Source organism: Paenibacillus sp. FSL M7-1414 (assembly GCF_038003195.1).
Taxonomy (GTDB): domain Bacteria; phylum Bacillota; class Bacilli; order Paenibacillales; family Paenibacillaceae; genus Paenibacillus; species Paenibacillus amylolyticus.
In genome coordinates this window covers 4823750-4844658 of sequence record NZ_JBBOOS010000001.1, presented here as the reverse complement: position 1 = coordinate 4844658, position 20909 = coordinate 4823750, and the positions used below count along the sequence as shown (strand labels likewise).

19 protein-coding genes are annotated in these 20909 nt (G+C 47.9%); 17 read left to right on the top strand and 2 right to left on the bottom strand.

The window, feature by feature from the left end; genetic code table 11:
* Positions 1–55: 55 nt before the first annotated feature.
* From MHH92_RS21115 to MHH92_RS21105, 3 genes are all read left to right on the top strand, one after another.
* Positions 56–1240, top strand: coding sequence for an exonuclease SbcCD subunit D (locus MHH92_RS21115; protein ID WP_340906090.1), 1185 nt, complete (start codon positions 56–58; stop codon positions 1238–1240).
* Complete coding sequence (locus MHH92_RS21110) at positions 1237–4656, top strand: SbcC/MukB-like Walker B domain-containing protein (protein WP_340906088.1); 3420 nt, start codon at positions 1237–1239, stop codon at positions 4654–4656. The genes MHH92_RS21115 and MHH92_RS21110 overlap by 4 nt, the downstream gene beginning before the upstream one ends.
* A gap of 589 nt (positions 4657–5245) precedes the next feature.
* On the top strand, positions 5246–5590 hold the full coding sequence (locus MHH92_RS21105) for a hypothetical protein (protein ID WP_036674796.1): 345 nt from the start codon (positions 5246–5248) through the stop codon (positions 5588–5590).
* 772 nt (positions 5591–6362) lie between these two features.
* On the opposite strand, the gene MHH92_RS21100 is transcribed toward MHH92_RS21105, so the two are convergent.
* Complete coding sequence (locus MHH92_RS21100; protein WP_340906086.1) at positions 6363–7496, bottom strand: bifunctional cystathionine gamma-lyase/homocysteine desulfhydrase; 1134 nt, start codon at positions 7494–7496, stop codon at positions 6363–6365.
* A 1-nt stretch (position 7497) separates the two neighbouring features.
* Positions 7498–8448, bottom strand: coding sequence for a PLP-dependent cysteine synthase family protein (locus tag MHH92_RS21095; RefSeq protein WP_445744678.1), 951 nt, complete (start codon positions 8446–8448; stop codon positions 7498–7500).
* Positions 8449–8668: 220 nt separating this feature from the next.
* Between MHH92_RS21095 and MHH92_RS21090 the strand changes: the two genes are divergently transcribed.
* The 14 genes from MHH92_RS21090 to era all read left to right on the top strand — a co-directional run bounded on the left by MHH92_RS21090 (position 8669) and on the right by era (position 20826).
* A complete protein-coding gene (locus tag MHH92_RS21090) occupies positions 8669–9028 on the top strand; it encodes a histidine triad nucleotide-binding protein (protein ID WP_024628477.1) in 360 nt (119 codons plus the stop codon).
* 232 nt (positions 9029–9260) lie between these two features.
* Positions 9261–9434, top strand: coding sequence for a 30S ribosomal protein S21 (rpsU, locus tag MHH92_RS21085; protein WP_005547957.1), 174 nt, complete (start codon positions 9261–9263; stop codon positions 9432–9434).
* Between the two features lie 15 nt (positions 9435–9449).
* Positions 9450–9893, top strand: coding sequence for a GatB/YqeY domain-containing protein (locus MHH92_RS21080; protein ID WP_017687237.1), 444 nt, complete (start codon positions 9450–9452; stop codon positions 9891–9893).
* 282 nt (positions 9894–10175) lie between these two features.
* Positions 10176–11498, top strand: a complete 1323-nt coding sequence (locus MHH92_RS21075; RefSeq protein ID WP_253509237.1) for an NfeD family protein — start codon at positions 10176–10178, stop codon at positions 11496–11498.
* Positions 11499–11658: 160 nt separating this feature from the next.
* A complete protein-coding gene (gene floA, locus MHH92_RS21070; protein WP_036615045.1) occupies positions 11659–12669 on the top strand; it encodes a flotillin-like protein FloA in 1011 nt (336 codons plus the stop codon).
* A 13-nt stretch (positions 12670–12682) separates the two neighbouring features.
* The gene (locus MHH92_RS21065) at positions 12683–13282 is read left to right on the top strand and encodes a hypothetical protein (RefSeq protein ID WP_340906079.1); all 600 of its coding nucleotides are present in this window, start codon (positions 12683–12685) and stop codon (positions 13280–13282) included.
* Between the two features lie 179 nt (positions 13283–13461).
* Positions 13462–13755, top strand: coding sequence for a sporulation protein YqfC (gene yqfC, locus MHH92_RS21060; RefSeq protein ID WP_017687241.1), 294 nt, complete (start codon positions 13462–13464; stop codon positions 13753–13755).
* Complete coding sequence (gene yqfD / locus MHH92_RS21055; RefSeq protein ID WP_253501995.1) at positions 13752–14945, top strand: sporulation protein YqfD; 1194 nt, start codon at positions 13752–13754, stop codon at positions 14943–14945. Before yqfC ends, yqfD begins: the two co-directional genes overlap by 4 nt.
* 6 nt (positions 14946–14951) lie before the next feature.
* Positions 14952–15923: a PhoH family protein gene (locus MHH92_RS21050; RefSeq protein WP_017687243.1), complete on the top strand. Its 972-nt coding sequence runs from the start codon at positions 14952–14954 to the stop codon at positions 15921–15923.
* Positions 15924–15939: 16 nt separating this feature from the next.
* Positions 15940–18189, top strand: a complete 2250-nt coding sequence (locus MHH92_RS21045; protein ID WP_036674803.1) for an HD family phosphohydrolase — start codon at positions 15940–15942, stop codon at positions 18187–18189.
* 114 nt (positions 18190–18303) lie between these two features.
* On the top strand, positions 18304–18801 hold the full coding sequence (gene ybeY / locus MHH92_RS21040; protein WP_340906072.1) for an rRNA maturation RNase YbeY: 498 nt from the start codon (positions 18304–18306) through the stop codon (positions 18799–18801).
* On the top strand, positions 18801–19172 hold the full coding sequence (locus tag MHH92_RS21035) for a diacylglycerol kinase family protein (protein ID WP_017687246.1): 372 nt from the start codon (positions 18801–18803) through the stop codon (positions 19170–19172). The genes ybeY and MHH92_RS21035 overlap by 1 nt, the downstream gene beginning before the upstream one ends.
* A 303-nt stretch (positions 19173–19475) precedes the next feature.
* Positions 19476–19889 (top strand): cytidine deaminase, encoded by a 414-nt coding sequence (locus MHH92_RS21030; RefSeq protein ID WP_036615035.1) that lies wholly within the window; start codon positions 19476–19478, stop codon positions 19887–19889.
* A 37-nt stretch (positions 19890–19926) separates the two neighbouring features.
* Positions 19927–20826 (top strand): GTPase Era, encoded by a 900-nt coding sequence (gene era, locus MHH92_RS21025; RefSeq protein ID WP_047843779.1) that lies wholly within the window; start codon positions 19927–19929, stop codon positions 20824–20826.
* Positions 20827–20909: the final 83 nt, after the last annotated feature.

Here is a 20909-nt window from a genome sequence, read left to right as displayed (position 1 = left end):
ACTGGATCGGAATTCAAAACCATGGATTTCATATGGGAGAGGGGTGGAACGGACAATGCGTATTTTGCATACAGGGGACTGGCATTTGGGAAAAACGCTGGAAGGACGAAGCCGACTGCGTGAACAGGAAGATTTCGTTGATGAACTCGTCAGGGTCGCTGATGAGCAGCAGGCGGATGCCATATTGATGGCCGGAGATGTGTATGATTCGGTGAATCCTCCCGCAGCGGCGGAACAGCTTTTTTATGAAGCGGCAGCGCGTCTGACGGAGCATGGAAGACCTCTTGTGGTGATTGCAGGAAATCATGATCAGCCAGAACGTGTAGCTTCTGTAACGCCACTTGTGAACAGACAGGGCATTACACTCGTAGGGATGCCTACTTCAGAAGCGGTAACCATTCATGCAAAGCGAACCGGAGAAATTGCACAGATTGCGGCATTACCTTATCCTTCTGAAGCCAGATTGAATGAATTGCTGACAACGGATGGTGACGAAAATGTGCTTCGTCAGGCATACAGTCACCGTGTGGGCATGTTAATGCAGCGTCTGGCAGCTTCTTTTCGCCCGGATACCGTGAACTTGGCCATGAGCCATATCTATGTGCTCGGCGGACTTGAGAGTGATTCGGAACGTCCGATTCAGATCGGTGGGGCCTACACGGTAGACCCTTCGTCTTTATCGACTGGTGCGCAATACACGGCGCTCGGACATCTTCATCGCGCACAGGCTGTCAAAGGAGACGGTGTGATTCGATATAGCGGTTCTCCCCTGGCCTACAGCTTCTCCGAAGCAGGGCAAAGCAAGTCTGTCACGATGGTTGATATGGCACCGGGTGGAGCAGCACAGGTAGAGGAAGTTTTGTTAACGTCCGGGCGTCCGCTTGTACGTTGGCAGGCCCGTGGTGGTCTGGCAGAAGTATATCGCTGGCTGGATGAGGGACGTGATCCGCAGGCTTTTATCGACATGGAAGTGTGGCTGGACGAGGCGATGTCCCTGAAGGAGATTCAGCAGCTGCGAAAATCACATGAAGGTATCATCCATATTCGCCCGGTGTATCCCGAGATGGCTGCAGCAGGACTTTTGGAGCAACGATCCGAGCTGCCGGTCCACGAACTGTTCCGTAAATTTTATCAGCGTCAGACCGGTGGTGCACAACCGGAAGACAGCCTGGTACAGCTTTTCCTGGAACTTGTCGATGAAGATGAGCCGGGTGTGCGTGAGGAGGTTGAGGAAAGATGAAGCCGATTCTATTAAAAGTTGCCGGACTGCAAAGTTATCGGGAGATGCAGGAGATTGATTTTACCGTGCTGACGGAGACGGGACTATTCGGTATTTTCGGTCCAACGGGTAGTGGTAAATCTTCTTTGCTCGATGCCATCACACTCGCCATGTACGGAAAAGTGGAACGCGCGGTGAACGGGACGCAAGGCATTATGAATCATGCAGAGGATTCGTTGTCGGTTGCTTTTACATTTGAACTGATGTCGGCGGAAGGCACTCGAAGGTTCCGGGTAGAGCGACGTTTCAAACGAAATAATGAAGTTTCGGTGAGTAATACGATCAGCAAATTCATAGAGACGGTTAATGGCGAAGAACAGGTACTTGCCGACAAATTGGCAGATGTGAATCGCTGTGTTGAAGATGTGATCGGTTTGAAGATGGATGATTTTACACGGGCAGTGGTGCTTCCGCAAGGGAAGTTTGCCGAGTTTTTGTCACTCAAAGGCAGTGAACGTCGCCAGATGCTGCAACGATTATTCCATCTGGAGAAGTATGGGGATCAGCTGGCCATCAAATTAAGTCGGCGGGTTAAGGATAATGATATGGTTCACCAATCTCTTGCTGCGGAGCAACAGGGACTGGGCAATGCCAGCAAGGAGACGCTGGAAGAAACGAAACGTCTACTTCAAACCGCTGTTCAGCAGTCTGAATTGTCCCGCAAAGCGCTGGATGAAGCTGCGAAGGAAGCTGAACAACTGGGCAAAATTCGTGAGTTAAGTAACGAACGGCAGGCTCGGACGGATGAACAGCAGAAGCTGAAAGCACTGGAACCACAGATAGAGGTAGGCGAACAACGGCTGAAACAATCCGTTGCGGCAGATGCAATACTGCCTGCATTGCAGACGGTTCGAGATGCCATGACTACAGAGAAGCAGCGGCAGGATACTGCCGAGACAGCTCATCAGCAAGCACTGGAACATGAGCGTCTGGCTGTTCAGGAAGCGGAGAAGGCTGAGACGGCACGCAAGCAAATGACTGAGGAAGAACCGAAACTTCTGCTGCGCCTGGAGCAACTCGAACAAGCAAAAGAGCTGCAACGTGAACGGGACGGACTTCAAGCCGATTGCTCGCGCCTCGCGCAGTTGCTGGAACAGGGGCAGAGCGAACAAACTACGCTGGGACAGCAGCTTGAGAAAGAAAAGGAACTGCAACAGCGCGGACGCAAACGGCGAGAGGAACTACAGGAGAGCCTCAAGCCAAATGAAGTGAAGTCAGAGGAACGCAGGCAACTTCAAGCTGCGCTAGAACTGAAACATCGTGTGGATACTGCTGCGGAGCAGTTGCAGCAAAACAAGGCTGACATGCAAGCTTATAAGCAGTCGGCAGAACAGGGAGCCGACAAGCTGAAGGCGGCGGCTGAGGAAGAAACACGCCTGAGTGATCAGCGTCAGCATCTGGTAGAACAGGCGTCAGAAGGTCTTGAGGCCTTGCTTGCCTGTGAGCAGGACATTAGCCGCGAACAGAGCCTGCTGGCTCTTGCGGAGGAACAGCTGCGTGGCACGATGCGCGAGCAGGAGCTGCACCGGCTGTCCTCCGCTTTGCGCGCCGAACTGCACGACGGCGAGCCATGCCCGGTGTGCGGCTCGCCGCATCACCCGCTCCCGGCTGCGCCGCCGGGAGAAGGTCCGCACGCAGGCGACGCGGACCTGGAACTGCTGCGCAGCCTGCACGCGGAGCTGCAGGAGCTGCGCTTTGGGCTGCGCCAGCAGCTGCACGAACGTCGCAGCCTGCTGACGCAGCTTGGCGCTGCGGCCGGCGAAGCTCCTGCCGCAGCCGAGGCCGCGCCTGCGGCAGCGGAGCCCGAGCCCGCCGGGTCGCCCGAACACGGGCGCTCCCCGGCAGGCTGGGCATCGCGTGCCGCTGCGCTGCGCGAAGCCGCGCAGGCGCTGGCTACCGCAGCAGCGCAGCTCCAGGCCGAAGCCGCCGCGTTGCAGCAGGCGGCTGTGGGCGCGCAGCAGCGCCGCATGGAAGCGGCAGCTGCGCAAGAGGCCGGCCGTGCCGGGCTCACTCAGGCGGAGCGTAAGCTGGCCGAGAGCGAGGCCGCAGCGGCTACTTTGCAGAGCCGCTGGGCCGCGGAACTACCGGGCATCGCTCAGGAGGAGGCCAAGGCCCTTTATCAGGCGATGCAGGAGCGCGATGCGCGCGCCGAAGACATCAAGGAACGTCTGAACAAAAGCGTGACGTTCCTTGAGGAAAAAGACCAAATCATTCAATCTCTCCAGCAGAAGCTGGTGGAATTGGACAAACAACTGATTCAGTGGCAAACGGAGTGGCAGGGCAATAGCAAACAGCTGGCCGAGAAGGAAGAACGCTTGCGCCAGTGGGTTGGGGAGCAGCGGGTAGAAGATCTGATTACTGCGGCTCAGGCTCGTCTGGATGGACTGCGGAAAACAGCTTCGGACTCGGCACAACGCTTCAAAGAAGCGGACACGCTGAAGCAGGAATCAGCCAAGAAAGACGTCATGGCTCAGCAGGCAGCCGCCTCGGCTACAGAACATCTGCAACAGGCACAGGAACGGTGGAAGCAATTACTGGAAAAATCCCCGTTTGACTCGGATGATGCTGTTGTATCCGCGGCAATTCCTTCACATGAAGCAGAACGACTGGCAGGAGAGATCCAGCAGCACCGTGAACGTGAGCGTGAACTGGCATCCCAGTTGCGTGAACTGGAACAAAAGCTGGGTGGTGCTGTCGTATCGGAGGAACAGTGGTTAGCCTGCACCGAACGTTTGCAGCAGGTCCGAATTGAGGATGAGGCTGCCCTTCGTGCCAAAGCACGTGCAGAACGTGATTTGGAGGATGTGGAGCAGCGACATGTTCGCTGGACCGAACTGGAGAACAAGCGGGTGGAGGTAAGCCGTCAAGGCGAACTGCTCAGCAAGCTGCAATCCGCGTTCAGAGGCAATGCTTTTGTCGAGTATATTGCCGAAGAACAACTGATGCAGGTTAGTCATGCGGCATCTCAGCGTCTGCGCTTCCTGACCAAACAGCGTTATTCACTGGAGGTGGATTCCGGCGGTGGTTTTGTAATCTGTGATGATGCCAACGGGGGAGTCAAACGACCGGTATCAACGTTGTCAGGTGGCGAGACCTTTTTGACTTCGTTGTCACTGGCCTTGGCACTGTCGGCCCAGATTCAGCTGCGAGGTCAGTACCCACTCCAATTCTTCTTCCTGGATGAAGGGTTTGGTACACTTGACCCTGAGCTGTTGGATACCGTCATTACGTCTTTGGAAAAATTGCATGACGACCGATTGGCTGTTGGTGTAATTAGTCACGTGCCTGAACTGCGTGCACGCTTGCCGCGCAAACTTGTGGTGATTCCGGCAGGTGAGGCCGGAAACGGCTCACGGGTGGTCTTGGAGACCCTGTAGAGGGAAACGTGTAAGCAATATAGATCATAGAAGCGCCTCTAATAGTCCAAGCAAAATGAATATTAGAGGTTGTTCAAAAAGTCCGCTTTTGATTACGAATGGTGCCTAGCGGCATCATCAACATCTAATATGGAATTCAGCCGAAATAAGTAGGGGCTTACGAAGGTTGTTTCCTTCGGAAACATTGCGGTTGCTCACGTAGCTCTATCTATGCTCCGCTACTCCATTTCTAGCTTTATTCCGTCTTTATGGTACTGAAAACCGCCCTTTTTAAACACGCACTATTACGGAATATTATTTTTGTAAAAATATTTCTTTTCTTGCTTTGATAACTTAGCGGAGTGAGTTACATCACAGATACAGGTTCATCTAGCTGTTATACTACAGTTAAGCCGACAAACTTTATTTAAGTACCCCGGCGGACATCTGATCAGGACGTTTCCTGAATAGATGTCCGCGCAGCAGACTTCCAAGGAAGCCGCTCACGGGGTGCTTCTTTTTTTGTGTTTTTTCGTCAGTAGTGTCAATTCGCCCAGTTCTGAATACCATGAAAAGGTGATCAAGAGCAGAATCAGGGAGGCGTTGGCAAGTGGAAAAAGTGGAAGCAAAGAAAATATGTAAGGAACACATGCACCGTTATGTATGTGTACAGATGAATGACGGTATGCACTACGATGGCATTATGGAAAATGTGGATGACGAAATGATCTACCTGGCTGTTCCCGTTGGACCAGAAGCCATGGTGAATCATGCGAACTGGGCTCCAAATGCAATGCCTGGAGCAAACTATCCGATAGGTCATACTCGCGGATTTTATCCAGGTTACGGCTACCCTACGCCTTATCCGTATTATGGTTATGGCCGTAGACGTTTTAACCGACTGGTGCTCCCGTTATTTGCGCTTACAGCGTTAACCCTTTTACCGTATTATTGAAATTAGAAAAAACAGTCATAACTGCAAGTGACACATTCTTATGTACCCTATGGGCATCCTATGAAAATCCTCGAAAATAACTAGCTGAGGATGGATGTTTCATTCATGGTACCGTACAGCATGAATTAGAGAGGTCTTATCACATACAGAGTCTCAGCCTGATGTATCGCAACAGTCTTTGCAATACAACTGGCAACATACCGAATATCTAAAAAGGTCATGCCTGTGCAGAAGCGAACTTCTGTAAGGTATGACCTTTTTTTGAACCTAATTAGTGTAAGGTCGATGATGAACGGATGGCACATAACGTATATTCAAACTTGCTGAAAGCAGAACCTGACCTGAACGTGTCCGCAGCAGAGGCGTACCGCATCCTCTGAATTTGCGAGAACGTGCCTATGTGCAAGCTAACGATCAAGACACCGCATAGCTTTAATTCTCTATTCCATAAAAAGCTTCGCTTCGTGTGGAATCGATGCTGTTCTCTTGCCCGCGGTTGGAGGAGCGGAGCATGATGTGAGCGCTGACGAATCTGAGGCATCTTATTCAAGCCTTTGAAGCGCCCGCAGAATTTTAAGGAATCTGATACACGTTATAACCGAATAAACAGCCGCTTTCAGCATTTTTTTGAGTTATTTCGGGAAATAACGTGCCTGATGTTCCTTATAATTTCAAATGAGCGCCTGAACGCCAAATGAGACGTCCTGTGTTCCTTAGAAAATGGTCAACTACCCATTCGCTAGTTTCAGCCAGCATGGACTTCAAAATGCCCTTAACTTAGTGCAGATTTCAAATCCTCAAGTAAATCTTCAACATCCTCGATCCCAACGGAGATACGAATCAAACCATCCGTGATCCCCAATTCTTGCCGACGTTCATAAGGAATGGAGGCATGCGTCATTCGGGCAGGTACAGAGATTAAACTTTCCACCGCGCCTAGACTTTCAGCCAATGTGAAATAACGGACTTTGCTTAACACGTCATCTACTTTTTCAGCACTGCCTACATCAAAGGAAACCATACCGCCATATCCTCTCGCTTGCATGGAAGCAAGCTTGTGCTGCGGATGGTCGGGCAGTCCGGGGTAATAAACTTTACTCACTGTTGGATGCTGATTCAGAAATGTCACAAGCTGCTCTGTATTGTGCTCTTGCGCTTCCATCCGCAATCCTAATGTTTTAAGACCTCGCATTAACAGCCAGGAATCCATAGGTCCCAGAACTGCGCCAATTGCATTTTGAATAAAATGCAGATCTTCACCAAGTTGCTCGCTGTTGACAACCGCAAGTCCTGCCACGACATCACTATGACCGCCGATATATTTCGTTGCAGAATGCAGTACAATATCTGCCCCCAGAGCCAGCGGGGTTTGCCAATAAGGCGTACTAAACGTGTTATCCACGATGAACAACAATTCATGTTGTTTCGTCCATTTCCCTACAGCAGCAATATCGGTGACTTTGAGTAACGGATTGGTAGGTGTTTCTACATAGATGGCCTTTGTATTGGATTGCAAAGCCTGCTCCAGTGCTTGTAGTGAGGTGGTATCTACAAAAGTAGACTCGATACCCAGACGATTCAGCACCTTGGTGAAAATGCGATAGGTCCCGCCGTATACGTCATCCGTCAGAATGACGTGATCTCCTGTTTTCAACAGAGACAGTACAGCGTGAATTGCAGCCATGCCCGAACTAAAAGCAAAACCTCGAACGCCATCCTCCAGCTCTTTAATGACTTCTTCCAACGCATGACGGGTAGGGTTGCCTGTACGTGAATACTCGTATCCTTTGTGTACGCCAACCGATTCTTGCTCATACGTGCTTACTTGATAGATGGGTACACTCACTGCTCCAGTGTGTGGATCACCAACAATACCTGCATGAATCAGCTTGGTTTTTGGTCTCATTTCATTGTCCTCCATTATAGATATTTTGGCTTAAATACCGTTCGCTGCTATCCGGGAAAATAACGACGATGTTACTTCCGGGAGCTGCGTGAACAGCTTCGTTTAATGCGGCTTGCATAGCTGCACCTGAGGAACTTCCTACCAGTAAGCCTTCCAACAAGGCCAGATCCTTGACCCGCTCAAAGGCATCTTCATCTGAGATCGTATGAATGGCATCAAAGTAACTCACATCCATAAAAGAAGATAACGTTTCGACCCCTATTCCTTCTATACGATGTGGTCCCGATGGACCTCCTCCGAGAATCGAACCTTCGGGTTCTACGATACATGTTTTAATTAACGGTTTTTGCTCCTTCAAATAGCGAGATACTCCCATGAAAGTTCCGCCAGACCCGGCTCCGGCGACATATACATCCACCTGCCCGTTCAGATCACGCCAAATCTCAGGACCCAGATGTTCATAATGTGCGAGTGGGTTATCTGCATTGGAGAACTGACCTGGAATATACGAACCCGGTATTTCTTTCGCCAGCGATTCCGCCTTGCGTATGGCACCAGTGATTCCTTCGGATGTGGGTGTGTTGACGACCGTAGCACCAAGGGCTTTCATCAACTGCTGCTTCTCAACACTGAACTTCTGAGGTACCGTGAAAATGACCTTTAAATTCAGGCCAACAGCCGCCATTGCAAGACCAATTCCTGTATTGCCTGCGGTAGCTTCGATCACCGTTCCACCTGGCTTAACATCTCCTCGTGCCAAGGCCTTCTCCAATAAAAACTTGCCGATCCTGTCTTTCACACTTCCTCCGGGATTCATGAATTCCAGTTTGGCGAACAGGCGGATTCCTTCCGGTAATGGATAACGAGTTAATTCAAGCAGAGGTGTATTACCTATAAGTTCCTGTACATGTTGATAAACGGTCAAATTAACCAATCTCCTTTTGTGTGTCATTAACCATACATATTTGTTTAATTGGGAAAAGTGCGTGATAAAACCATATTTCGATAAAAGAGCTTGGTATACATCCAATGTTGTATAGTGTTCGGCTCGATGATAGATGGAGAGTTGACCTAGAATACCTGGTTGTGTGTCTAAAGATTGGACGTGGGTTTTTACTTTTAGTATGATAGAGGGGAATACATACACTGGAATACAAAGGAGGGTATGAACTATGGATTGCTTATTTTGCAAAATTGTAGAGGGCAGCATTCCCTCCAATAAAGTACTGGAGAATGACCATGTTATCGTTTTTCATGACATCCAGCCCGCTGCACCGACACATGTTCTTGTCATTCCGAAGAAACATATTGCTTCCATGAATGAAGTTACTGCAGAAGATCTGCCATTGATCGGCGAGATTCATCTGGCTGCTCAAGAAGCTGCGAAGCGTCTTGGCGTGGAGGAAACAGGATATCGATTAATCAACAATTGTGGTAAGGATGGAGAACAAACCGTTCATCATCTGCATTACCACTTGTTGGGTGGTACCAGACTTGGCGTGTTAACAAGTCTGTCCGATTCTCACAAATAAACGAGCTGATGGGTACTACTATTGAGGATTTAGTCATATGCATTAAATCCATGAATGTGTGACCAAATGCTTATATAATGAATCTATTTCATAATACCTTTGAGTTATAAAATGGATTCAAATAAGTGATCATTACATTGAGGTTGACACCTTTATTATCTTTCGCCTATAATGTAAGATGATGAACCGTGTTATTGCTCTTGGACGGTCTGGTCGGAGGGAGGGAAAACTGGTGTCTGAAACTAAAGTTCGCAAAAACGAGACTATTGATGCTGCACTTCGTCGTTTTAAACGCTCCATCGCTAAAGATGGCGTATTGGCTGAGGTGAAGAAACGTAAGCATTATGAGAAGCCAAGCGTAAAGCGCAAGAAAAAGTCCGAGGCTGCTCGTAAGAGAAAGTTTTAGGAGGATTTTAATTACATGAATCTTAGCGAACGATTGAACGAAGATATGAAGCAAGCGATGAAGAGTAAGGACAAGTTCAGACTCTCCAACATTCGGTTGATTCGTTCGACGATCAAGAATCTTGAAATAGATTTGAAAAGAGATTTGGATGACAACGAAGTGCTTGATATCCTGAGTCGTGAAATCAAACAGCGCAAAGATGCCCTCCAAGAATTTGACAAAGCGGGCCGTGAAGATCTCGCGGCAAATGCAAAAGCGGAAATTGAAGTACTCATCCAGTACCTTCCCACACAGCTTACCGAAGAAGAAATTAAAGTTATTGTACAGCAGACCATCCAGGAAACCGGTGCTTCTTCGAAAGCCGAGATGGGGAAAGTCATGGCGGCCCTTATGCCGAAAGTTAAAGGCAAAGCGGACGGCAAACTGGTAAATCAAGCAGTTCAACAATTTCTGCAATAAAGCAAATCAATAAACACCTTCTGACTTGTCAGGAGGTGTTTTTTCCATTTATCAGAAGGCATGATGTCCTTGGGATGACGAAATTTCTTTTTAATGGTTAATATATATTATTATGGATTTTTATTCTTGCAATTGATTGAGTTTTCAAATATAATTTTAAGATTTTGAAACGAAATGTTGCATTGCACGTAATAAATACCATAAGCTGGACAGTATAACATTAATGGAAAAGGGGGGACTATTGTGAAGGGAAAGCGCCGGAAGAAGCTTACGGGGCCATTGATGCTCTTAATGCTGCTGACGCTGTTGCTTCCTGTCTGGATTGGATCACCGTCAGCGCATGCAGCTGAGAAGAGTGGTGCCGTATATATTATTCCGGTTGATAAACCAATCGAGCAGGGACTTGGCAAGTTCATGGAACGCGGGTTCAAGCAAGCAGAAGAGATGAATGCTGGCCTGATCGTTCTTGATATCAATACGCCGGGAGGCCGTGTCGACACTGCAGAAGCATTGGGTTCCCTAATTAAGGACAGTCCGATTGAGACTGTTGCATTTGTTCGTGGAGATGCTGCTTCAGCAGGGAGTTTTCTGGCTCTGAATGCAGATAAGATCGTAATGTCACCAGGCAGTATGATTGGTGCGGCAGCAATGGTCGACAGTACGGGTAAACATGTTGATGATCCAAAGCTTGTTGCATTCTGGAAAAGCAAAATGCAGGGAGCGGCTGAAATCAGTGGTCGTGATGGCAAGATTGCAGCTGGAATGACGGATGTTAACATCGTTGTTGAAATGCCAGAGATCAATAAAACCAAGCAAAAAGGTGAAATTATTGCTCTCTCGGCTGAAGAAGCGCTGAAAGTCGGTTATGCCGACCACATCAGCAACACACCGGAAGAAGCGGCAGCTTGGCTCGGTTACAGTCAGGATGACGTATTTAAGGTAGAACGAACAACAGCGGAGAATATCTCCTCTTTTCTTACCAATCCGGTTGTGATGACTGTGTTATTGTTCCTCGGAATCGCGGGTGTGATCATTGAATTGATTGTTCCTGGTTTTGGAGTTCCTGGTATTGTAGGTATCGTGTGTTTCGTGTTGTATTTCTCGGGTAATTACATTGCGGGATTTGCCGGAGCAGAGACATGGGTGCTATTTACCGTTGGACTCATCATGATGATTCTGGAGATGTTTATTCCGAGCTTTGGTATTCTGGGGATTTTGGGATCAATTGCGCTTGTGGCCGGTGTTGTAAGGGCTGCTTATGATACGAGTGATGCATTTGTATCTCTAGGTATCGCTTTTGGAGCAGCACTGGTAGTCATTGCGATCATCTCAATTATCTTTAAGGATCGAGGGATATGGAATCGCTTCATACTGAGTGACAGCATGTCTGCGGATCGGGGTTATTCATCAGCCACAGAACGTAAAGAGCTGGTTGGTCTGCAAGGAATCAGTCTGACACCGCTTCGTCCTTCTGGAACAGCGATGTTTGAAGGGGAACGAATTGACGTTGTGACCGACGGAGATTTTATTCCCATCGATACTCCGATTATTGTGATTAAAGCGGAAGGTACCCGGATTGTGGTTCAGCAAGCTTTGCCGGTGTAACTCGCTCTGTTGTCGAAGCGGATTAACGCTTCGGCAATGTACATAACCACATGCTGAAGCTGCCAGCGAGGTGGTGTATTCTTTCATTTAGCAGCGGACTCATGAGTGTCTTCTCAAACATTTTTATCAAATTCAAATTGCAAATGGAGGAAATTAAACAATGGACACATCTATGATTACGATTTTGCTCATTGCGGTAGTAGGTATTATCGTATTGAGCGTATTCTTCAGCTTTTTCCCGGTTATGCTCTGGGTTTCAGCGATTGCATCCGGCGTACGTGTAAGTATTATTACACTGGTAGCGATGAGACTGAGACGTGTAACGCCTAGCCGTATCGTTAATCCAATGATTAAAGCAACTAAAGCCGGTCTTAAACTCTCAATGAACCAACTGGAAAGTCACTTCTTGGCCGGTGGTAACGTTGACCGTGTTGTAAACGCTCTGATTGCTGCACAACGTGCCAACATTCCACTCGAATTTGAACGTGCTGCTGCGATTGACCTCGCAGGTCGTGACGTATTACAAGCCGTACAGATGAGCGTTAACCCACGTGTTATCGAAACACCGATTGTCTCTGCGGTTGCCAAAGATGGTATTGAAGTTAAAGTTAGAGCGCGGGTTACGGTTCGTGCCAATATTGACCGTCTCGTCGGTGGTGCTGGTGAAGAAACGATCATCGCCCGTGTTGGTGAAGGTATCGTAAGTACGAACGGTTCCTCCAATTCTCACAAAGACGTCCTGGAAAATCCGGATCTGATCTCCCGTACCGTATTGTCCAAAGGTCTGGATGCAGGTACTGCATTTGAAATCCTGTCCATTGATATTGCGGACGTTGATGTAGGTAAGAACATTGGTGCCTTCTTGCAAACAGAGCAAGCAGAAGCTGACAAACGTATCGCTCAGGCAAAAGCCGAAGAGCGTCGCGCAATGGCCGTAGCCCAAGAGCAAGAGATGAAAGCACGCGTAGTGGAAATGAGAGCACGCGTTGTTGAATCCGAATCCCAAGTACCTTTGGCAATGGCTGAGGCACTTCGTAACGGTAAAATCGGTGTGATGGATTATATGAACCTGAAGAACATTGAAGCGGATACTCAAATGCGTAACACATTGGGAAAACCTGGTGAAGGTTCGAATTCCAACGATCAGGGTGATTCCAAAAACGGAAGATAGGCGGTGAGTGCATATGGGCCTATTTGAATGGATTTTTGATAATCTGTATATTGTGGCCGTCATCGGTTTTGCGCTCTTCTCCTTCTTGGGGAAAGCTGCCAAATCGGCTGATCCGAACAAAAAGCGTCCTGCCAACGGGATGCCTACATTTGGAGGCAGTGGTGATTCAGGCCGGGATGAACGTTCAAGAGACAATTCATCTCCGCAGCAGTCTTCCGGACCTACAGCCCCCCGCTATGATGAACAGTATGACGATCGGTATGATGACGTGCAATATGAGAATCAGTATGATGAGCCGTATTCGGAACCTGCTGCATCTTCTCGCCCCGCAACTGACTACAGAAGTGAGGGCACGATGAGTGCGATGGCAAATTCACTTGAGGAACAGATGAGAGGCATGGAAGAACAGCAACGTTTGATCGAAGAACGCTTGAATCGCATCTCTTCTGCGAATCGACCAGTTGTGTCTGATTCCAGTTGGGATGAGACCAGCACCGATGGATCGGGAGCGTCTCCGCTTCGCCCTGCTGATATTCGTACAGGTGTTTTGTGGGCGGAAGTACTGGGTTCCCCTCGTTCCAAACAGCCCTTTGGCACAAGAGGGAAACTGTAATTAATTAAATTGCTGGACGGAAATAAAGCCGTCTCTGGTGAGCATAAAGCCGCCGGAGACGGCTTTTTCTATGTTCGATCCTTTTTTCTCAACATTCGTCCCTAACACGCCCCGGAATTTTCATAAATTCATGAATCTGCGCATAAGTTGAACTGTAGAGGAAGGGGGAAGACCTTCGAATGACCCGGATCAGCCGCAAGCTGCGCAGATGGACCAGTGAAGTGTTGGATCTGCCGCAGGATGTGCTTTATGATATGCCACGGTTAACCCTGATCGGCAGTAAGCAACTGTATATAGAGAACCATCGCGGTGTCATCCATTTCACGCCGGATCGTATCGTGTTGGCTCTTTCCCAAGGCCAGTTAGAGATCAAAGGAACTGCCTTGGTGATACGTAATATTTTGCCGGATGAAGTAGCTGTCGAAGGAACGATTCTGGATATTCATATGAATGGAGTGGAGGGGAACGGATGAAGCAGCCCAGTCTGTACAAACTGCGGGGAGCAGTCCGAATAACGGTCACTGGGGGAGACATTGAAACATTAATCAACACGGTGGCAGAGCAGGGACTGGAAGTTTGGGACCTGCGTGCTCACGATGGACGCGTGGCAGAGATGAATATTCTGCTGCCGCATTTTTTCAGGTTGCGTCCTGTGTTGAAACGGACAGGCTGCAGGGTGAAAGTAACCCATCGCAGCGGTTTCCCCTTTTTTGCGGCCCGATTATTGCGGAGGAAGTTCTTTCTTGGGGGTATGCTGTTTTTTGTGGCAGCTTTGTTTGCGTTGTCGTCCATGGTATGGAGTGTGGAGGTTAAGGGTAACGTCACCATTCCCACCGACGAGGTGCTTGCAGCAGCGAAGAAAGAGGGAATATATCCTTTCCAATGGGGGTTCCGCTTGCAAAGCCAAGACAAGCTCTCCAGGCAGCTTGCGCTCGCTCTGCCGGATGTAACCTGGATTGGCGTCAGCAAAGAGGGGACAACCATTACCATTCAGGTCGTAGAATCTGCCCAACCAAAGCGCGAACCATTACTGAACCCCAGACATCTGATCAGTAAGTCAGATGCTGTGGTCACTCAAATCTATGCGGAGCAGGGACGCCCTGTTGTTCAGAAGGACATGCGTGTCAAAAAGGGTCAGGTATTGATCTCGGGGATTCTCGGGGATGAGGAGAACACCAAAACCATCGTTGCCAAAGGCGAAGTTCGTGGTCTGGTATGGCGTGAGTATCAGGTAGAGGTTCCGCTGGTGCAAAAACATAATACAATGACAGGTGAGAGCAAAGAACGTTTTTACATGGTGCTGGGGAATTGGGCGATCCAACTGTGGGGGTACGGAAGTACACCTTTCAGTTCATTTGATACCGAGAGTAATCATAAACCATTGACGTGGCGATCTTTTACACTTCCCATGGGTTGGCTGACAGAGAAAGATCTGGAGACCCAAGAGCATGAGCAACAACAGACGATAGAATGGGCCAGAACAAAAGGATTGGAAGGAGCAAGGAACGATATTATCGCCAAAAACGGCAAAGGAACAAAAATTATAAGTGAAAAAATTTTGCATGAGAAGAAAGAGAATGGTAAAGTTTATATGAAAGTCTTATTTGAAGTAGAAGAAAGCATTGCGGAAGAACTTCCGCTAGTCCATAGTCAAGGAGAATGAGGATATTTGTCAGAGCAAACACGCAGCATACAAATCTCCCTCCAGAGTGCGGGAGAGGGCCAATCTCTTTTTGGACCCCAAGATACTTTTCTTAAACTGATTGAATCCGAGATTCCCGCCCAGATTGCATCCCGTGAAGCGGAGATTGTGATTTTTGGCAACGCACAGCAGGTGGAATCGCTTGAACAATTATTTGATGTGTTACTGCAATTGATACGCAATGGATATGTGTTAACCGAGAGAGATGTGAAGTATGCGATTGAACTTGCCAAGGATATGCGGGCAGACCAGCTATTGGATCTGTTCAAGGGCGAGATTACAACGACATACCGAGGTAAACCAATCCGTGTTAAAACCATTGGACAGAAGCACTATGTAACTACAATTAAAAAACGTGATATTGTATTTGGCATTGGTCCTGCCGGTACGGGTAAAACCTACCTTGCTGTTGTACTGGCTGTTGCCGCAATTAAAGAAGGCAGCGTCAAACGGATTGTACTCACACGGCCTGCTGTTGAAGCGGGAGAGAGTCTTGGATTTTTGCCAGGTGATCTTCAGGAGAAGGTAGACCCTTATCTGAGACCGTTGTACGATGCCCTATATGACGTTATGGGACAGGAACAGACCGCTAAGGCATTGGAGCGAGGGTTAATCGAAATCGCGCCACTCGCCTACATGCGGGGGCGTACGCTGGATGACTCCTTCATCATTCTGGATGAAGCACAGAACACAACGCCGGAACAGATGAAGATGTTTCTAACCCGTCTTGGTTTTGGCTCCAAAATGGTCATCACCGGAGACGTGACACAGATTGATTTACCGCGTGGTAAGAAATCCGGGCTTGTGGAAGCGAATACGATCTTGAATGAAGTTAACGAGATTGGATTTGTCTATTTTGCCGAGCAAGATGTTGTACGGCATTCCCTTGTCCAGAAAATTATCGTGGCTTACAACCACGCCGCAGAAAATCAAGCATAGAAAGGGATTGTCTAAAGTGACCTCGAAGGAACCGTCAAAAGGCAAATCTTTTCAGAATAAGGCTACAGGATGGAAGTATAGCGTGTGGGCACGCTATCTTCTGTTTTTGTTTCTGGTGATTCTTTTCTACGTCAGTCTGGCTTCCAAACTGCTCCCTGAGCGCTATGATATTCAGGAAGGGACACGGAGTGAAGTGGACATTGCTGCGCCCATGCAGATTCCGAATAACAAGGCCACACTCAAAGCACAGGAAGAAGCTGCTGAACGGGTACAGCCGATATTTCAGATTGTCCAGTTGCGAAACGAAAATTTGATGACTACCCTGCTTGATCGTGTAGATCGATTAAATCAGGATGATCAGATCTCAAGTCAGGACAAGATTGATATATATCGGGATGAAATTCCGCAGCGCCAGAAGGACTTTGTGACCAACTATATCAATAATAATCGGAAAGCCGGTACATACTCCGAGACTCTTTTGGAAGAAATCAGAAATGTGGTACAGGAGCAAAGCTACCGTATTCCCGAAGAAACTTACATCAAAATCTCACGTCTGACATCGGATGATATCCAGGAGATGAAACCGGTTGCTAGGGATATTGTTGCCCGGTTAATGACGGATCAGATCAGCGATGCAACCACTGCCCGTGCCAAAGTAGCTGAGATGGTGAGTGTCAGCTCTCTTGGTAAGCGAACGCAACGTGAGGTCGTGCAAGAGCTTGCTCGCCTCGTGGTGACCGCGAACCGCTTCTACGATGAAGAGGGAACCAAGGAAGCGAAAGTTCAGGCGCGTGAGAACACGCAAACCGTCTTTATCAAGCAAGGGGACACATTAGTTGCCAAGGGTGAGATGATCACCCCGGAGATGTATACTTTGCTGGATGAGAATGATTTGCTGAAAAATGAAGTGAACTACTGGCCACAGCTTGGACTTCTTATGTTTTCCTGCCTGTTGTCAGCAGCCATTCTGATGTATATTCAGCAAGGCAGCGGAACGCATTTCAAATATAATAATGCGCAGTTGTTGATGCTTGTTCTCATTTTTATTATTACGATTGTGGTTATGCATGTGACGGCGATTATCCAGACCAATGAGAGGTCTTATGTTGGCTTCCTTGCACCTGTTGCGGTAGGAGCGATGTTAATTGCCTTGTTACTGGATACCTCGCTTGCCTTTGTATGTTCGATATTGATCGGTATGTTGTCCAGCATCATTTTGAATACCCATCAGGGTCAGCTTTTTGACTTCGAATTAGGTTTCTTCGCTGTATTGGTTTCATTTGTTGCGATCTTCGCAACTCATAAGGCTAGCCAGCGATCAACGATCCTGAAAGGGGCCATTATGGTCTGTCTGTTCGGGTCCATAGCCGTCTTCACCTTGGCTTTGATTGACTCGGGTGATTGGAATCGAACCACGACACTGTATGGCGTTGGGTTTGCATTTGCTGGTGGCGTGCTGACTGCCATACTGGTCATTGGGCTGATGCCATTTTTCGAAACTTCATTTGGCATTTTATCAGCGCTCAAATTGGTAGAACTATCTAATCCGAACCATCCGCTTCTTCGCAAGTTGCTGACGGAGACACCGGGTACCTATCATCACAGCGTTATGGTAGGGAATCTGTCTGAAGCAGCAGCAGAAGCCATAGGAGCTAACGGATTGCTATGCCGAGTGGGTTCGTATTATCATGATATTGGCAAGACAAAGCGGCCCATCTATTTTATTGAGAATCAGAACAATATGGAAAATCCGCATGATTCAATTGATCCGAAACTGAGCAAATCCATTATCGTTGCCCATGCGCGCGATGGGGTGGAAATGCAGAAGGATTACAAGCTGCCCAGACCTATTCGGGATATTGCGGAACAGCATCACGGCACGACATTTCTCCACTATTTCTATCACAAAGCACTGCGCCAGGCGGAAGAAGCAGGCGTTGAGCCTGATTTCACGGAAGAAGATTTCCGTTACCCTGGGCCGAAGGCTCAGTCCAAGGAATCGGCTATTGTTGGCATTGCTGATAGTGTAGAGGCTGCTGTGAGATCTTTGCGCAAACCGACAGTGGAGCAAGTGGAGTCCATGATTGAGAAGATTATTAAAGGACGATTGGACGATCATCAGTTCAATGATTGTGACCTTACGATGCGTGAACTGGATATCGTCGCCAGAACATTGAAGGAAACGGTGATGGGTATCTTCCACTCCAGGATCGAATATCCGGAGGAAATTAAGAAACCAAAGCCGACTTCACCCGAAGCAGGCTAATTCAATAATAGTTCGTGTTCAAAAAGGTTGGTTTTCAGTACCGAGAAGATGGGATGAAGCTAGAAATGCTTTTTTGAACAACCTCTAATATGAGCAGACAGGAGTTATGAAAGAATGAGTCTTAACCTGGCATGGAATAATGAACAACAGGATAAAGAAATTACAGACCCGATGATTGCAATGCTGGAACAGTTGCTTAATCTCGCGGGAGAAGCGGAAGGTGTTGCAGACGGGGAAGTGGCTCTGACTTTTGTGAACGATGAGCAGATCCATGAGTTGAACCGTGATTATCGCGGTATTGATCGTCCTACGGATGTACTGTCTTTTGCGATGAACGAAACGGTAGATGAAGAGCTCGATATTATCTATGAGCTTGACGAATATGAAGAAATGGAAGAAATGCCGGATGTTCTTGGAGACATCATCATTTCCGTACCACGGACCATCCTGCAAAGTGAAGAGTATGGACACTCATTTGAACGTGAACTTGGTTTTCTGTTTGTCCATGGTTTCTTGCACCTGCTCGGATACGACCATCAGGATGAAGCCAGTGAGGCTGAAATGATGGGCAAACAAGAAGCGGTATTGGCCCAGGCCGGGTTGACACGATAATGAAAAGACGCTCCTGGGGTCTGGTATTCCGCAATGCTGCGGAAGGAATCGCATATGGGTTGCGGACTCAGCGTAATGTGAGAGTTCACACGGGAGTGGCTATTTTGATGTGTGTAGCCGGCTTTTTTTTCAGAATCTCAAGAACGGATTGGATGTTTGTGCTGACCGCTGTCTTTTTGGTCCTGGTGACTGAATTGATGAACACGGCTGTAGAGGCAGCGGTTGACTTGGCACACCCCCATATCCATCCGCTGGCAAAAGCGGCAAAGGATACCGCGGCTGGGGCAGTTCTGCTGGCTGCGGTATTCGCCGTCATCATCGGTTGTATCGTTTTCATTAAGCCAGTGATGAGCTGGCTAGGTTTGTACTGATTTTGTATTAACTTTGATTCGTTTTGTGATTTTAATACTACACAAATTTGTGAAGTTAGACCGTTTTTTAAGTTGAACTTGTTGACATTACACGATAACGAAGAGGACAGAAATAAACCTGTAGAAGCGAAGCGTTCGCCTTTATCCCCGGATTTTCACATTGAAAAAGTGAATCAAAAAATCTGGGGGTAACAGCGATCGAAGGGTTATTCTGGACACGGAGTGACTAGTGTAAATTTGGCTTTGGTTGAACTTAATTCGTAGGTACTAACTTTATATTGCACCCTAAGGGAGAGATTATTAATGGATAACGGTTTGTTAATGCAAGAAGCAATTAAGGCACGTACGAAGGCGTATACGCCTTACTCCCATTTTGGTGTAGGCGCGGCTTTGCTTGACAGTGAAGGTCATGTGCATCATGGGTGTAATATTGAGAATGCTGCGTATACCCCAGGTAACTGTGCTGAACGTACAGCGATGTTTAGTGCCATTGCAGGTGGGCAGAAGCCTCGCAGCTTCACAGCGATTGCCATTGTGGGAGACACGGATGGTCCGATTGCTCCATGTGGCGTATGTCGTCAGGTCATGTACGAACTGTGTGAACCTGATATGAAAGTCATCTTGGGGAACTTGAAAGGTGATCTGCAAGAGACCACCGTTGCTGAACTGTTACCTTGGGCTTTTGGGCCTTCTGATCTGAATTCTGCCAAAAAATAAACCAATATTCCAGGCCTAGGCGCCTGAGGAGGAACATATGAAAAAACAAGCATTTAAATCCGGTTTTGTAGCCATTATTGGACGTCCAAACGTAGGTAAATCGACACTGATGAACCAAGTGATCGGACAGAAAATTGCGATTATGTCGGACAAGCCACAAACCACACGTAATAAAATTCATGGTGTGTATACATCCGAACATCAGCAAATCGTATTCCTGGACACACCGGGTATTCACAAACGTCAATCCAAACTTGGCGATTACATGAACCAGACTGCTCTGAATACGCTCGGAGAAGTAGAAGCAGCACTGTTCCTGATTGACGCTTCGGAAGGCTTGGGTGGCGGTGACCGTTATATTGCGGAACAGTTGAAAAATATCCGTACACCTGTCATTCTCGTCATGAATAAAATTGACAAAATTGAGCCGGAAGCACTGCTGCCCCTCATTGAGACGTATCGCAAGCTTCACGATTTCGCTGAAATCGTTCCTGTCTCTGCCATGCTTGGCAGCAATGTCAGCACGTTGCTGGAACAGCTCGGCAAGTATTTGCCAGAAGGTCCACAGTACTATCCTGATGACCAGGTGACTGACCATCCGGAGCAGTTTGTATGTGCCGAGTTGATTCGTGAGAAAATTCTGCAAATGACTCGTGAAGAAGTGCCTCACTCCATTGCTGTAACGATCGAAGATATGAAAGTGCAAGATAATGGTGTCGTTTATATCTCAGCCGTCATTTTTGTGGAACGGGATTCCCAAAAAGGGATCATTATCGGCAAGCAAGGTGCCCTTCTGAAAGAAGTGGGTAAACGAGCTCGACACGATATTCAGAATTTGCTTGGCTCCAAAATTTTCATGGACCTGTGGGTTAAAGTGAAAAAAGACTGGAGAAATCAGGATCGGGTTCTGCGTGACCTTGGCTTTGGCCGTGACTAATCGTCGGAATTGTATCCAGTAATTGCAACACATAGTTTACCTTGCAAGACTCCATCCTATTTGGTAGATGCAGACGTCATTTC